Origin of the sequence: Cognatazoarcus halotolerans, from assembly GCF_009800965.1 — a bacterium.
Taxonomy (GTDB): Bacteria; Pseudomonadota; Gammaproteobacteria; order Burkholderiales; family Rhodocyclaceae; genus Cognatazoarcus; species Cognatazoarcus halotolerans.
Window position 1 is genome coordinate 257,338 of record NZ_WUAF01000002.1, and the last position, 15,330, is coordinate 272,667.

At 61.3% G+C, this 15,330-nt stretch carries 12 protein-coding genes; 9 read left to right on the top strand and 3 right to left on the bottom strand.

Annotated features, from left to right (window positions below):
- Window positions 1–9: 9 nt before the first annotated feature.
- Window positions 10–606, top strand: coding sequence for a glutathione S-transferase N-terminal domain-containing protein (locus tag GQB03_RS04160; RefSeq protein WP_159684780.1), 597 nt, complete (start codon window positions 10–12; stop codon window positions 604–606).
- A 54-nt stretch (window positions 607–660) separates the two neighbouring features.
- Complete coding sequence (locus GQB03_RS04165; protein WP_159684783.1) at window positions 661–1,164, top strand: ClpXP protease specificity-enhancing factor; 504 nt, start codon at window positions 661–663, stop codon at window positions 1,162–1,164.
- On the opposite strand, the gene GQB03_RS04170 is transcribed toward GQB03_RS04165, so the two are convergent.
- Window positions 1,157–2,353, bottom strand: a complete 1,197-nt coding sequence (locus tag GQB03_RS04170) for a glycosyltransferase (RefSeq protein WP_235026938.1) — start codon at window positions 2,351–2,353, stop codon at window positions 1,157–1,159. The two genes, GQB03_RS04165 and GQB03_RS04170, sit on opposite strands and share 8 nt — an antisense overlap.
- A 184-nt stretch (window positions 2,354–2,537) precedes the next feature.
- Here GQB03_RS04170 and GQB03_RS04175 point away from each other — a divergent pair, with 184 nt between their 5' ends.
- Window positions 2,538–2,999, top strand: coding sequence for a hemerythrin domain-containing protein (locus GQB03_RS04175; RefSeq protein WP_159684787.1), 462 nt, complete (start codon window positions 2,538–2,540; stop codon window positions 2,997–2,999).
- A gap of 67 nt (window positions 3,000–3,066) precedes the next feature.
- On the top strand, window positions 3,067–3,450 hold the full coding sequence (locus tag GQB03_RS04180; protein ID WP_159684789.1) for a DnaJ family domain-containing protein: 384 nt from the start codon (window positions 3,067–3,069) through the stop codon (window positions 3,448–3,450).
- Window positions 3,451–3,501: 51 nt separating this feature from the next.
- Here the strand turns inward: GQB03_RS04180 and GQB03_RS04185 are convergent, their stop codons facing one another.
- Window positions 3,502–4,773, bottom strand: coding sequence for a D-amino acid dehydrogenase (locus GQB03_RS04185; protein WP_159684791.1), 1,272 nt, complete (start codon window positions 4,771–4,773; stop codon window positions 3,502–3,504).
- A gap of 177 nt (window positions 4,774–4,950) precedes the next feature.
- Between GQB03_RS04185 and GQB03_RS04190 the strand changes: the two genes are divergently transcribed.
- The 5 genes from GQB03_RS04190 (at window position 4,951) to GQB03_RS04210 (ending at window position 14,454) form a co-directional block, all read left to right on the top strand.
- Complete coding sequence (locus tag GQB03_RS04190) at window positions 4,951–5,952, top strand: class 1 fructose-bisphosphatase (RefSeq protein WP_159684793.1); 1,002 nt, start codon at window positions 4,951–4,953, stop codon at window positions 5,950–5,952.
- Window positions 5,953–6,245: 293 nt separating this feature from the next.
- Window positions 6,246–9,914, top strand: coding sequence for a trifunctional transcriptional regulator/proline dehydrogenase/L-glutamate gamma-semialdehyde dehydrogenase (gene putA / locus GQB03_RS04195; RefSeq protein WP_200832099.1), 3,669 nt, complete (start codon window positions 6,246–6,248; stop codon window positions 9,912–9,914).
- Window positions 9,915–10,047: 133 nt separating this feature from the next.
- Complete coding sequence (locus GQB03_RS04200) at window positions 10,048–11,238, top strand: branched-chain amino acid ABC transporter substrate-binding protein (protein ID WP_159684795.1); 1,191 nt, start codon at window positions 10,048–10,050, stop codon at window positions 11,236–11,238.
- Between the two features lie 124 nt (window positions 11,239–11,362).
- On the top strand, window positions 11,363–13,111 hold the full coding sequence (locus tag GQB03_RS04205) for an autotransporter assembly complex protein TamA (protein ID WP_159684797.1): 1,749 nt from the start codon (window positions 11,363–11,365) through the stop codon (window positions 13,109–13,111).
- Window positions 13,112–13,395: 284 nt separating this feature from the next.
- On the top strand, window positions 13,396–14,454 hold the full coding sequence (locus GQB03_RS04210; protein WP_159684799.1) for a porin: 1,059 nt from the start codon (window positions 13,396–13,398) through the stop codon (window positions 14,452–14,454).
- 117 nt (window positions 14,455–14,571) lie between these two features.
- Here the strand turns inward: GQB03_RS04210 and GQB03_RS04215 are convergent, their stop codons facing one another.
- Window positions 14,572–15,297, bottom strand: a complete 726-nt coding sequence (locus tag GQB03_RS04215) for an outer membrane lipoprotein-sorting protein (RefSeq protein WP_235026939.1) — start codon at window positions 15,295–15,297, stop codon at window positions 14,572–14,574.
- Window positions 15,298–15,330 lie beyond the last annotated feature (33 nt).

Here is a 15,330-nt window from a genome sequence, read left to right on the forward strand (position 1 = left end):
TGCAACCCCATGATGAACCTTTATTCCGGAACAACGGACCCGTTCAGTCACCGTTGCCGGATCGTGCTTTTCGAGAAAGGCATGGATTTCCAGGTGATTGATGTCGACTTGTACAACAAGCCGGAAGACATCGCCGTCATCAATCCGTACAACCGGGTGCCTGTACTGGTCGATCGCGATCTCGTGCTGTACGAGTCAAACATCATCAACGAGTACATCGACGAGCGTTTTCCGCACCCGCAGCTGATGCCGCCCGACCCGATTCTTCGTGCCCGCGCGCGGCAGTTGCTCCACACGTTCGAAGGAGAGATCTTCTCGCACGTGATAGATCTCGAGAGCGGCGCAAAGAGCGGCGACAAATCACGCCAGGAAATTCGGGATCAGCTGACTCAGCTGGCGCCCATCTTCACCAAGCAGAAATTCCTGCTGGGCGATGAGTTCTCCATGCTCGACGTAGCGATTGCGCCTCTTTTGTGGCGCCTCGAGCACTATGGCATCGAGTTGCCCAAATCGGCTGCGCCGGTCATGAAATATGCCGAGCGGATCTTCAGCCGCCAAGGCTTCATCGATGCGCTTACCCCCTCGGAAAAGGTCATGCGTCGTTGATCAATCTGCCGCGGCCCGCGCGGCCCGCGGCAATCACTCGTTGCCATGGTTCAGATGACTGATTCAACAAAACCCTACCTGATTCGCGCCATTCACGAATGGTGTGTTGATCAGGGGTTCACGCCTTACCTCGCCGCGATCGTGGACGAGAATACGCGTGTCCCTCCAGGCTACGCACGGGACGGCCAGATCGTCCTCAATCTTTCGCCGGAGGCAACGCATCAGCTCAACATGGCAAACGACCTGATCAGCTTTCAGGCACGCTTCGGCGGTGTCGCGCAAGGTCTGGCAATTCCGGTCGCCAATGTCGTGGCGATCTATGCACGAGAGAATGGACAGGGAATGGCTTTCGAGCCGGATAGCGCATCGGCCGAGTCGGACCTTGCGTCTGCAGAGCCGGAGGGCAGTCAGGACGTGACGGGATCCGCCGAGAATGCAGCTGCTCCGACTGTGCCCCCCGCGCCTGAAAGGGTCGAACCAGACCCGGTTGGCACTGGTGTCAAGCCGAGACCGGCGAAACCCGCTGGTCGCGGCAGCCATCTCAAGGTCATCAAATAGCGTTTTCCGCAGCGGTTGGCGCGTCGATCCGTGTGATTCCGGCGCTCTTGCCGGTCCACATCCCGTAAAGTGCGGACAGGCGAGCCGCCATGCCTTGTGCGCTCCAGCTGCGCGCGTACTGGCGGGCTTCGATCGATAGCAGCTTGAGCGTTGCGGGGTTTTCCAACAGATCTGCAACGAGCTCTGCGAAGCCCGCGGGGTCGTTCGGCGCAATCCGGCAACCGCGCTCTCCTTCCAGGATGTCACGGGTGCCCATCTCGGCAAGTGCCACGGCCGGCGTGCCTAATGCCATCGCTTCGAGCAGGACCAAGCCTTGTGTTTCTGTTCGCGAGGCAAACACAAACAGATCCGCCGCGCGGTAGCAGTCGTGCAACTCGGTGTGGCGATCGAGGTATCCGATAAAACGGACGAATTCACTGAGTCCAAGATTGGCGGAACGGTGCTGCAGTTCTCCAAGTGCCGGCCCTTCTCCAGTGATGAGCAGCATCGCGTCCGGTTGTCGTGCCTTCAGTGTCAGCAACATGTCGAGAAGAAACTCGATGTTCTTTTCGAATGCCACGCGCCCAACGTAGAGCAGCACCTTCCGGTCTGCGGGAATGCCATAGCGCAGCCGAAAAAAATCTCCGTTGCCGCCCACGAAGCGACTTTCCGCAAGCCCGGTCGGTAGTACGTGCAGCGGTGCAGTAACGCCATAGCTACCGAGCGTCTCGACCATCGCGCGCGAAGGTACGACTATCCCATCGAGATCGTTGCACTGTCCGCGCGAGAAACTGCGGGCCAGCCGTCTTAGCCAGTTGCGAGGCAGCAGCGGAATATAGTGGAAAAGATACTCTTCGAAGTAGGTGTGATAGCTCGCAACGCACGGGATGCCGAGCGCGCGCGCGATCTCGAGACCAGCGTAATGGGCTGCGAACGGTGTCTGTACATGGATCAGATCGGGCGGGTCTTCGCGGAGCGCCGGAAGGAGCTTGCGGATCGTGCCGCGCATCATCAATCGGTCTTCGGGATCGAAGGGCAGAGGGAGCGAGCGAATCCTGTGTATCGATGGCATCTCGGAACTGGCGGTCTGCGCGGGATAGGCCGGTACGATCAGCGAGGTTCGTATGCCGAGTGGTGCGAGTGCCTCGCGAAAGCTTTCGATGGAGGTGCTGACCCCGTTGATGCGGGGAAAGAATACGTCCGAGATCATCAGACTATGCATTGAGCGGGTGGTCCGGCTTATGGCGATCTTGCCACGGACTACGCTAGAGGATCGCGGTGACGATTTGTTTGCAGTACGGTTCTTTTTGCGCCTTGATTGACAATCGTCATCCGGATGCGGTGACTTACGGTGTATATCAGGCGTTTGCAAAAACTCAGACGGTAGGGACGATATGAAATGGACGGAAGAGCTGCAGCTGGGTCTGGCTCCTATGGACGCGGTGCACCAGGAATTCATCGAGCTCTACAATGAACTCGCTGCAGCGGACGAATCTGCCTTCATCGACGCGATGGATCGATTCATCGAGCACACCGAGGCCCATTTTGCGATGGAGAACGGATGGATGGCGGCCACCAACTTTCCGGGCTGCCACAAGGCCGAGCATGATCGCGTGCTGATTGTCATGCATGACATCCGGAATCGGGCCGCTGCGGGCGATCGCACCTTGGGCAGGCGACTCGTCGAGGAGTTGCCCGCCTGGTTCGAAAATCACGCCACGGGCATGGATGCGGCGCTTGCCTATTATCTCGAGGAGATCAAGTTCGACACGGCGACCTGCACCGCCTTGGCCGACGCGCCTGTCGGAGCGAGTGGTTGCGGCGGCTGTGCCCCGGCCGAAAAGGTTGTTGGCTAGCGTTCGGGCTGCTTCGGTCGGGTGTGAGTGTGCAAGGACGGCACAGGTCCGGGGGAGGCTGTAGACGATGAACGCGTTCGACCGGATCGTTGAGGAGAGGATCCGCGCGGCGGCGGAACGCGGCGATCTGAGCGGCCTGCCCGGAGAGGGTAAGCCTTTACCGGACGAGGACATGGCGATGGTCCCGGAAGAGATGCGGTTGGTTGTCCGGATTCTCAGGAACGCCGGCATCCCACCTCCGGCCATTGCCAGTCTCAAGGAACTGCGGGGGCTGGTCGAAAATCTCGTCGAGACGCCCGACGAAGCTTCCCGCAGACGCATATTGCGGCGATTAGACGTTCTCGTCGTGCGACTCGAAGCCGCTGGACTGGCGCATGTCGGCAATGTAGCGCTGTCCGAATATCGGGACGCACTGATCGAGCGCTTTGTCGGTGCGAGGAGCGATCGGTAGGCTGCATGGATGTCTGGCCGTGCATGATCAGCCTGTTTGGTGGCAGGGTGCTCAGCGCGTAAGCGTGTCCCGCCCGAAATACGGAAACCTGGGCTTTGGTGCGTTGCCGCTCATCAAGGCCGCCAGGCTTGCCGCGGAGCCGCAGGCAAGCGTCCATCCCAGTGTCCCGTGCCCGGTGTTGAACCACAGGTTCAGCAATCGGCTTCGGCCGATGATCGGCAGATTGCTTGGTGTGGCGGGCCGCAGACCGCTCCAGTGAGACACCTCATCGATTGCGCCGACTCCGGGAAAGTGTCGCTCCAGCCAATCGATGAGTGCATGGCTGCGTGCGGGATTGGGTGCCGTCGAAAAGCCGCTGAGTTCGGCTGTGCCGGCAACGCGCAGATGCTCACCCAGACGCGAAAAGACGATGCGTCGCGCCTCGTCGGTGATGCTGGTTGACGGCGCTCGTGAAGGATCGCTTATCGGCACGGTGATCGAATAACCCTTTACCGGATAAATCGGAAGGCGCTCAGCCGTGGGCGGGAGCAGCAGCGGTGAGAAGCTGCCCAGGCACAGGACGTAGGCATTGGCTTCGAGTTGCTGGCACCAGCCGTCGGCGTGCTCGACATCGATCGATTCGATGCGGCCCTCGATCTCCCGGATCCGCTTGATATTGGCTCCGAGGATGAACTTGACGCCGGCCTGACGAGCCTTGTCGGCAAGCGCTCGCGTAAACAGGTGCGCGTCGCCGGATTCATCGTCGGCGGCAAAGAGGCCGCCCAGGAAGTCCCGGCCTCCGTGGACCAGCGCCGGTTCGAGTTCCATGCAACGTTCGGCGTTGCAGACTTCGGTGCTGATTCCCAGTTTGGCAAGCTCGTCGGCACGCGCGGCGAGGCGGGCGAGCGCCTGGTGCGTACTGAACAGATGCAAGATGCCGGTCTTGCGATGCGGATACTCGATGCCGGACTCGACGCGCAGGTTTCGCAGGCAATCTCGGCTGTAGGTCGCCAGTGCCGCAATGGCCTCGGTATTGCGGCGGGCTCGCCAAGGCAGGCATTCAGCGAGGAATGCTGCGCCCCAGCGCCATTGCGCGGGGTCCTTGCTGGCACGGAACAGCAGCGGGGCATCCTCGCGCCCAAACCAGCGCAGGATGGTCAATGGTGCCCCCGGGTTTGCCCACGGCTCGGGGTGGCTTACCGAGATCTGGCCGCCGTTGGCGAAGCTTGTTTCGAGCGCAACATCGGGTTGTCGATCGACGACCGTGACATCGAACCCCGCTTTGCGCAGATACCACGCGCTGGTTACGCCGGCCAGGCCACCGCCTAGAACCATCAGATGCATGCCGGATTTAGTCTCTGGAAAATCGCTCGGGTCGTTGAGATACGGGGTGCAGCACCACGCCGGGAATGACTCCGCAGGAGCCGGATTCTAGCCGGTTCTCGTTACGAGGGTGCGCTTCGGGCCGGATCGCGGGATAATTCGCGCCAACCTTCAAACGTGGTTCAGCGGAGAAACTTCATGCGTCGTGTGACCCTTACCCAGTTCTTGATCGAGCAACAGCGTGCCGGGCGGGTGTCCGCCGACCTGCGTCTCCTGCTCGAGGTCGTCGCGCGTGCCTGCAAGGCGATCGGCGTGAACGTATCGAAAGGGGCGCTGGCCGGAGTTCTGGGTGAAGCCGGGACCGACAACGTGCAGGGCGAGGCGCAGAAGAAGCTGGACGTGATTGCCAACGAAATTCTGCTTGAAGCCAACGAATGGGGCGGCCATCTTGCCGCGATGGCATCGGAGGAGGTCGAGACGGTGCACCAGATTCCCTTCGACTTTCCGAAGGGCGGCTATCTGTTGTTGTTTGATCCGCTCGACGGCTCCTCCAACATCGATGTGAACGTTTCCGTTGGCACCATCTTTTCGGTATTGCGCAACCCGCCGGGTAAGGGTGACCCGACCGAGCAGAGTTTCCTGCAGCCCGGTAGTGAACAGGTCGCTGCAGGCTATGCAGTGTATGGCCCGTCGACCCAATTGGTGTTGACGGTGGGCAAGGGGGTGCATGCCTTCACGCTCGATCGCGAAATGGGGAGCTTCATCTACACTCATCCCTACATGACCGTGCCGGAGGAAACGCAGGAGTTCGCCATCAATGCTTCCAACGCGCGGCATTGGGAGCCGCCGGTGCAGCGCTACATTGCGGAACTGCAGGCGGGCAGGACAGGCTCACGGGGCCGCGATTTCAACATGCGCTGGGTCGCCTCGATGGTGGCGGATGTTCATCGGGTGCTCACCCGTGGGGGGATCTTCATGTATCCGATGGATGAAAAGTGCCGCGCTCAGGGAGGCAAGCTGCGCCTCATGTACGAAGCCAACCCCATGGCGATGCTGATAGAGCAGGCTGGCGGTGCGGCTTCCACCGGCCGGCAGCGGATTCTGGATGTTCAGCCAGAGCGGCTCCATCAGCGTGTGCCGGTCATTCTTGGCTCGAAACGGGAGGTTGAGCGCGTGGTGTCCTATCATCAAGCGCCCTGAGACGCTGGCGCGTCGTGTCAGCGTAGAGTAGCGGCGGCTTCGGTCGCCGTTTTCTTTTTCCGATTCCGAATGATCGGGTTCGTCCCGCTGCCGGTGCACCCGGCAAATCCTTTCTGTCCCGAGGGCTCGCGCGGTTGTGTTTTGCGCGATCGGCCGGACGCCGTCGTCGTTGGACAGATATTCGCCGCAGCAAGAGGTTAGACTTGTGCCTGATCCGTTGGCAGCACGGCCTTGTGGCCGTGATGCGTCAGTGCTGTGCCGCTCCGGTGCAGCCATTTCGGAGAGTCCGCAAGATGTCTGCACCGATGGTTGCCGCAGCCGAGGCGGCTCTTCCCGAAGGAACGCGCAGTATGCTGCGCGAGAATATTGCGGATGCCTGTCGCCGGCCCGAAAGCCGGTGCCTCTCGCCCCTTGTTGCAGCCGCGAGGCTCGATGCGGAATCGTCGCGAAAGGTTGCCGGGCTTGCCAGACGGCTGGTTTTGGGCTTGCGCGACAAGCGCGTTCGTTCGAGTGGTGTCGATGCGCTGATGAAGGAGTTTTCGCTCTCCAGTCAGGAGGGCGTGGCGCTGATGTGCCTGGCCGAAGCGCTTCTGCGCGTGCCCGACCGTGCCACCGCGGACCGTCTTATTCGCGACAAGATCAGTTGCGGTGACTGGCGCGCCCACCTCGGTCGCAGCCGGTCACCGTTCGTGAATGCCGCGACCTGGGGTTTGCTGGTGACCGGCCGCCTGGTTGCGACTTCCAGCGAAGAGGGCCTTGGCCGTGCGCTCTCCAGATTGATCGCCCGTGGCGGCGAGCCGGTGATCCGCAAGGGCATGGATGTGGCGATGCGCCTGCTTGGCGAGCAGTTCGTCACCGGTCGCACCATCGAAGAGGCCCTCGAACGCGGCAAGGCGTGCGAGCGGCGTGGCTATCGCTATTCCTTCGACATGCTGGGCGAGGCGGCCATGACCGATGATGATGCCCTGGCTTACCTCGCTTCGTATGAACGCGCGATTCACGCCATCGGCAGCGACAGCGGTCAGCGCGGCGTAGTCGACGGCAACGGTATTTCCGTCAAGCTTTCGGCCCTGCACCCACGTTACGTGTGGTCGCAGCGCGGACGTGTGATGGCCGAGTTGCTGCCGCGGTTGACCGAACTTTGCCGGCTTGCGAAGGGCTACAGCATCGGTCTGAACATCGACGCCGAAGAAGCGGATCGACTCGATCTGTCGCTCGATCTTCTTGAAGCATTGGCGCTGGACGAGGGGCTTGCCGGCTGGGATGGCATTGGCTTCGTGGTACAGGCCTACCAGAAGCGCGCGCCCTTCGTACTCGACTTCATCATCGATCTGGCCCGGCGCAGCGGACATCGCATCATGGTGCGGCTGGTCAAGGGCGCCTATTGGGACTCCGAGATCAAGCGTGCCCAGCTTGATGGTCTCGAGGACTATCCGGTATTCACGCGCAAGCTCTATACCGACGTGTCATATCTTGCGTGCGCAAGAAAGCTGCTCGATGCGCGCGACGTTGTATATCCGCAGTTCGCAACCCACAACGCCCATTCGCTTGCTGCCGTATATCAGATGGCCGACACGGGTGAATACCGCGCCGGAGATTACGAATTCCAGTGCCTGCACGGCATGGGCGAGACACTCTACGATCAGGTGGTCGGCAAAAAGAACCTGGATCGGAGGGTGCGTATCTACGCTCCGGTCGGCAGCCATCAGACGCTGCTTGCCTATCTGGTCCGCCGCCTGCTGGAGAATGGCGCAAATACCAGCTTCGTGAACCGCATCGTGGATGAGTCGGTTCCCGTCGACGCGTTGATCGCCGATCCGGTTCCGCTGGCCGACAGGCTCAAGGGGGCCTCGCATCCGCAGATTCCGCTGCCGCGTGACATCTATGGCCCGGAGAGATTGAATTCACGCGGTTTCGATCTGTCCAGCGAACCGATACGTCGGCAACTTGCCGAGGCCATCGTCGACAGCCGTGCCCGCCGCTATGATGCGAAGCCGCTGGTACCCGATGTCTTGCCGGCGGCGCCCGGCCGGCCGATCACTAATCCCGCCGATCGCGCGGAGATCGTGGGTACGGTCGAGGAGGCGGACGACGCGATCACCGAGCGAGCTCTGGATATTGCACGGTCCACAGTGTGCGAATGGTCGGTGCTGGCGCCGAACGAGCGCGCCGCCTGCCTGACCCGTGCTGCATCGCTGATGGAAGCCCGGGCACCCGAACTCATCGCGCTGTGTGTGCGCGAAGCCGGCAAGACCTGGGCAAATGCTGTTGCGGAGATCCGCGAGGCGGTCGATTTTCTGCGCTACTACGCGCACCAGGTTCTGGGTTTCGACAACGCGGTGCAGCGTCCGATTGGTCCCGTGGTGTGTATCAGCCCGTGGAATTTTCCGCTCGCCATATTCACTGGCCAGGTGGCCGCGGCGCTGGCGGCCGGCAATCCCGTGATCGCCAAGCCCGCCGAGCAGACGCCGTTGGTCGCCGCGTTGGCGACGAGCATTCTGCATCAGGCCGGAATTCCTGCTGCGGCTCTGCAACTTCTGCCGGGGCGGGGCGAAACCGTCGGGGCCCGGCTGGTGTCCGATGCGCGGGTGAGCGGGGTGATGTTTACAGGCTCGACCGAGGTGGCTCACATCATCAACCGCACGCTGGCGCGGCGTGGCGGAGAGACCGTGCTCATCGCCGAGACCGGCGGCCAGAATGCCATGATCGTGGATTCGACCGCGCTGGCGGAGCAGGTCGTGGCCGATGTGATCACGTCGAGCTACGATTCCGCCGGTCAGCGGTGTTCGGCGCTCAGGGTGCTTTGCCTGCAGGATGATATCGCCGACAAGATGCTGCACATGCTCGAAGGTGCGGTGAAGGAACTCAGGATCGGCGCAACCCCGGACGTACGGACTGATATCGGACCCGTTATCGACGGCGAGGCCCGGGACGGCCTCGAGGCTTACGTCGAGCGGATGGTGGGGCGCGGTCACCGGCTATCCCGGCTCCCGCTTCCAACCGCCTGCGAAACCGGTACCTTCGTCGCGCCGACCTTGCTTGAAATCGCCAGCCTTGCCGAACTGGAGCGCGAGGTGTTCGGGCCGGTGCTGCACGTGGTGCGTTTCGCTTCGTGCAACCTGATCAAACTCGTGGATGACATCAATGCCATGGGGTTTGGTCTTACCCTCGGGATCCATTCGCGTATCGACGAGACCATTTCAGCTGTCCTCTCGCGCGCGCGCGTCGGCAACATCTACGTCAATCGCAATATCATCGGAGCGGTAGTCGGTGTCCAGCCGTTTGGTGGCGAGGGTCTGTCAGGCACAGGACCGAAGGCCGGTGGTCCGTTCTACTTGCATCGCCTGGTTCGTGCTGCGCCGACACCGCAGTTGAACCATGGCGGATCGCCCGCGCCGCGGCCTGCTTTCGATGAATTGGCGGCCTGGTTCGATCGCGCCGGACGGGTGCTTGTCGACGGCGGCGACGCAGATCAGTTGCTCGCGCGAATCGACCGCTACCGCTCGGCGAGCCCACAGGGGATCAGTGTTCTCTTGCCGGGGCCTACCGGTGAGGAAAACCGGCTCGGTTTCGTGGCGCGGGGAGCGGTGGCCGGTCTGGCCGGCAGCATGACGGATCTGATCCATCAGGTGGTCGCTGCGCTCGCCTGCGGGAATCGCATCGTGCTGGAAGAATCATCCGTGTCGAGGCGCTTGCTGGCGGCCTTGCCCGATCTGCCCGCCAGTGTGGTATCGCTGACAGGCGATCCATTGGCCGTCGATTGCGCCGCCGTGCTTTTCGATGGCGATGACCGGACGGCGGACGCGCTGCGAGTACGGCTTGCCGAGCGTGACGGCCCGATCATCGCCTTGTGCCGGCCCGAACCCGACTACGATCTGAGCCAACTGGTTCACGAACGGACGGTGAGCGTGAATACTGCCGCTGCTGGCGGGAACGCGAGCCTCATGACGATCGGCAACTGAGGGCCTGGTGACGAACACCGGAAAGCATGTCCGCCGCTGCGGCCAGTAACTGAGTACCCGGCGATGACCGCCGGACAATACGCAAGCTTCACCGTTCGAGGTGGTGACAACGAGAAACCCGAGGAGGAAACACGTGGAACGCAGATTCGTACTCAAGATTACAACCGTCGCTGTTGCTGCCGTGCTGCTGGGCGCCTGTGGCAAGGAAGAACCGAAGGCGCCCGAGGCCGGTGCCCCGACCGCAGCGCCTGCAGCGGCGGAAGAGCAGACCGTCAAGCTCGGGTTTGCCGCGCCGCTCACCGGGCCGCAGGCGCACTACGGCAAGGAGATGCAGAACGGCGTCGTCATGGCGATCGATGAACTCAATGCAGAGAAGCTCGTGATCGGTGGCAAACCGACCCGTTTCGAGTTGATGTCGGAAGACGATCAGGCCGATCCCAAGACCGGTACCCAGGTCGCACAGAAGCTCGTCGACGAAGGCATCCAGGGCATCATCGGACACTTCAATTCAGGCACTTCGATCCCGGCCTCCAAGGTGTATTCGGATGCCGGTATCCCGCAGATCGCGATGGCGACCTCGCCGGTCTATACCGCGCAGGGGTACAAGACGACGTTCCGTGCGATGACTTCGGATACACAGCAGGGCTCGGTCGCTGGCAAATTCGCGGTCGACAAGCTTGCCGCCCGGAAGGTCGCCATCATCGATGACCGAACCGCCTACGGCCAGGGGCTGGCCGACGAGTTCGAAAAGGCGGTTGTTGCGGCCGGTGGTGAGGTCGTGAAACGCGAGTTCACGAATGACAAGGCCACCGATTTCACCGCCATTCTCACCAATATCAAGGCGGTCAAGCCCGATCTCATCTATTACGGCGGTGCAGACGCCCAGGCGGGCCCGATGGCGAAGCAACTCAAGCAGCTCGGCATTGAATCGAAATTCATGGGTGGCGAAATGATCAAGTCGCCGACCTTCGTCAAGCTAGCCGGTGATGCGGCCGAAGGCGCCATTGCCTCGCTGGCAGGCGTACCGCTTGACCAGATGCCCGGCGGAGCTGGCTATGCCGAACGCTACAAGACCAAGTTCGGCAGCGAGGTCGAGATCTATTCACCCTATGCATATGACGCGACCCGTGTTCTGGTCGAAGCGATGAAGAAGGCGGATTCAGTCGTTCCGTCGACCTATCTGCCAGCGCTTGCAGGCATCGAGTTTTCGGGGATTACCTCGGGCCACATCGCCTACGATGCGCGTGGTGATCTGAAGTCCGGGGGAATCACGCTCTATCAGGTTCTCGGTGGCGACTGGAAGGTGATGGAAACAGTGCAATAGGCATCGGGCAGATCCGTCTTCCGCGTCCGGCTGCGACTGCCGGCGCCGTTGCAGCGTTCGGATGCGCGCCTGCCTGCGGGCGGCGCCGCCGAGCGCGACGCAGCATCCGCGCTAGAATGCCGTGATGCCATTTCGACTATCGCTTTCATTCCGGGCCTTGGGTGTTGCCTTGACCGTTGGTCTGGCGAGTGCCAACGCGCTGGCGCAGCAAGGCAGGCTTGAATTAAGTGCGCCGGACGCAGTGAGGCCGGTTTTGTCGCGTTACCTGTCGGTTCTGACGCAGGATCCGCCGCCTGATCTGGGTGATGACGTCGAACGTGTTGCCGTGACGAGGCGGGCGCGGCGAGAAGTCGCCGATCTGCTTGCGACCGAAGGGTATTTTTCTCCGTCGGTGCGGCTGGAGGAAGCAGATGTCGGATTTCGTCTGGTTGTCGAGCCCGGACGACGCGCCGAGATATCGTCGGTGGGCATCGAGTTTTCCGGTGCGATTGCCGATGGAGCGGCTGCGAGCGAGAAACGCATGGAACGCGTCCGTCGCCGCTGGAAACTGAAAGAGGGCGAACCCTTTACCCAGTCGGCGTGGGATGAATCGAAGCAGAACGTTGTTGACCAGCTTTCGCGGCGTGATTTCGCTGCAGCGCGCATCTCGGCGAGCAGAGCGGAGGTCGATCCCCTTGCCGCGAAGGTTCGTCTTGCCGTCACTGCCGATTCCGGTCCGCGCTTTACCCTGGGGGCACTTCAGATCAATGGCCTCAGGGATTACAGCCCTGATCTGGTCGCCCGCTACGACCCCCCGAAACCGGGTGACGCATATGATGAGGACCGCCTGCTGGCCTTTCAGGCCAGGCTTCAGAACACGCCCTACTTTTCCTCGGTGATCGTCGACGTCCAGAGGGACGAGACCGACGGGCAACAGGTTCCCGTGCGTGTGCAGGTGGCCGAAGCTAAACCCAGGAGATTGACCTTTGGTGCCGGTTACAGCAGCAATACCGGTTATCGGGCCGAGATGGGCTATCGTGACGCCAACCTGTTCGGCCGTGCCTGGAACCTGGTATCCGGCGTGCGGCTCGAGCAGAAGCAGAGCCTGCTGTTCGCCGACGTTTTCCTGCCGCCGGAGAAGGGCGGCTATCAGTACAGTTTTGGCGGACTGTCCGAGCGTAGCGACCTGGAGGGCCTGCGGCTCTCTCGCGAAGCTGTTGGCATTACGCGAGGTCATCTGCGCGGCAAGATCGAGACAAGTGTGGCGCTGAAGTTTCAGCGGGAGCGAACTCATCCGGATGGCGCCGAGGAGAGCAGACAGGACGCACTTACGCTTGATTGGGGCTGGACCATGCGGGACGTCAACAACGTGTTCAACCCGCGACGCGGATTCGTGCTTGCGACGCGCATCGGCGGTGCCGGCAAGAGCGTGCTTTCCGACCAGAACTTTGTTCGCGCCTATCTGCGCTATCAGCACTATTTCCCGATGCCTGGCCGTGACGTTCTCAGTCTGCGTGGAGAATGGGGTACGACCTTTGCCGAGAGCAGTAAGGGCATCCCGCAGGATTTTTTGTTCCGTGCCGGCGGTTCGCAATCGGTACGCGGTTATGCGTTTCAGAGTCTTGGTGTAAAGGATGGCGCCGCAACGGTGGGCGGCCGCTATCTGGCAACGCTTAGCGCGGAATATACCCACTGGCTCGATGAGCAGTGGGGTGTCGCAGCCTTTTTCGACGCTGGCAATGCCGCCGATGAACGACCTAATTTCCGGCTTTTGCCGGGTTATGGCGCCGGCGCCCGCTGGAAGAGCCCGGCCGGCCCGCTTGCGCTCGATCTTGCCTATGGTCAGGCCGAGCGCAAATTCCGGCTGCATTTCTCGATTGCCATTGCTTTCTGATGAAAGGGGCGAGCAAAGCTCGCCATGCCGTGGAATGAAGCCTCAGGACCGCGCAACCAGATTCGGTGTGTAGGGCCCACGACCCGCGCGCAGGAGACTTGGCGCCTTTTCATACTCCTGTCGTGTTGCATCCATGCAACAAATTTTGAAGCAATGTGCTTTCAGTGCCCGTTTCAACTTGCCCGGCCTCCGGTGCGCCTGCAGAATTCGCTCAACTTCTCATTAGAGAGGTAAGTCAGGGATAAGCAAAAGCAAGTCCCCACTTCATTCAAGAGGAGAAACACATGCAGAAAAAACTGATCGCCCTGGCTGTTGCCGGTCTGGTGGCCGCCCCGGCTTTCGCACAGTCGAACGTCACCATCTACGGTGTTGCCGACGCTTACTTCGGCCTGGTTAACGGCAAGCAAACCGTTTCCGGCAAAGGCGACACCGCTGCTGTCGTCGGTGGCGGCCTGCTGTCGGGCAACCGTCTGGGTTTCAAGGGCTCGGAAGATCTGGGTAACGGTCTGAAGGCTGAGTTCGTGCTCGAGCAAGGCTTCAACATCGATGACGGCACGGGCCTGAGCGGTCGCGCCTTCCATCGTCAAGCTTACGTTGCCCTGAACAGCAGCATGGGTAAGCTGGGTCTTGGTCGTCAATACGCTCCGGGCTACGCCGCCACCGCTGCCTATGAAGCTACCGGCGGCGCGATCATCGCTCCCCAGAGCATCCTGTCGGCCCAGAGCGGCATGACCATCACCCCGAACAGCCCGGCTCGTTGGGATAACTCGGTTGCCTACTCGTCGCCGAACTTCGGTGGTCTGACCGTCAATGCAACTTGGGGTGTCGGTTCCGAGAACGCTGTTGATGAGAAGTCTGGCCGTCGTCTGGGTCTGGGTGTGAACTACGCCAACGGCCCGATCGGCGTTGCCTACGTTTATCATCAGGCCAACGGCACCAACGGTAACGACAAGCAGCGCGAGCACTACCTCGGCGGCTCCTACGACTTCGGCATGTTCCAACTGGTCGGTAGCTTCCAGACTGTTGGTGGCGACACCAACGGTGCAACCACCCCGGCTGTTGCTGATGCCAAGCTGTGGGAACTCGGTGGTGTCGTGAAGGTTGGCGCTGGCAACGTGCACGTTGCTTACGGCATGCTCAACTCCGACATGAACAAGGGCGACGCGAAATCCTTCGCGCTGGCCTACACCCAAGGTCTGTCGAAGCGTACCACCGCTTACGCCGGTGTTAACCGCACCAGCAACGACGACGCAGTTGCCTACGGCCTGACCGGTGGCAACAACCTCGGCCAACTGGGCGAAGCTCAGACCATCTACGCCGTTGGTGTTCGTCACACCTTCTAATCGTCCTCAGACGATCTGAAATGAAACGGGTGCCTTCGGGCACCCGTTTTTTGTTGACGTTCGATCGTTCGTGCTGCTTGCGCACTGAGATTTTCCTTACCCCAATGCGCAAACGTGTTACTGAAGCTTCTTCAGATACTCCTTGGTGAACAGCTTGTCCGGCAGATCCTTTTCGGCCATTTCGGAATAGCTCAGCACTGAAATCTCGCCCTTCTTGAGTGCATCCTCCATGACCAATCGGGTCGGGCGACTGGTGCCAGCCATCCGTTTGTAGTCCTCGTAGCGGCAGGTTTTCAGGAGGCGCCCCGAAAGAGAATAGAATTCAGCCTTTTGCGGCCGCCCGTCCTTTTCCCGCACCCAATAGATCACCTTTGCGTAGGTGACGCCCCGATCGGCTGCCTTGAGCTCGAGCACCTGGCTTTTTTCGCCGTCGTAGTCCTCGGTGCGTAGTATTCGGGGGACGTAGTCACCCGAAAAATTGGCGCGGGCGAGATCGCCATTGGCCACCTGTCCAGTCAATCGCTGGGCGAGGGAAAGTCGCACTGGTTGCGATACGCTGGGGAGGAAGACCCACAGGTCGCGACCCTTCATCAGCAGAGCCTGACCGCGTTCCGAGGCGGGTTCCATGGTGAGCACCACGCTGTCTTCCGAGCCTTTCGACAACACTCGGTAGGTGCGGCTATCCTGCTGATTCTCTCCGTTCTTGCTCTCGATGCGGATGTCGACCTGGAAACCACTACGCGGAAAACGGATCTCGTCTGCCTTGCGGACGATCTCCCTGGCGATCGGATCTTCCCCTGGGGCGTTCGATTCTTCTGCGGCCAGCGCGTGATTCGGGCCCATTGGTCCAAATGCAGCGACCAGGGCCGCAATCAG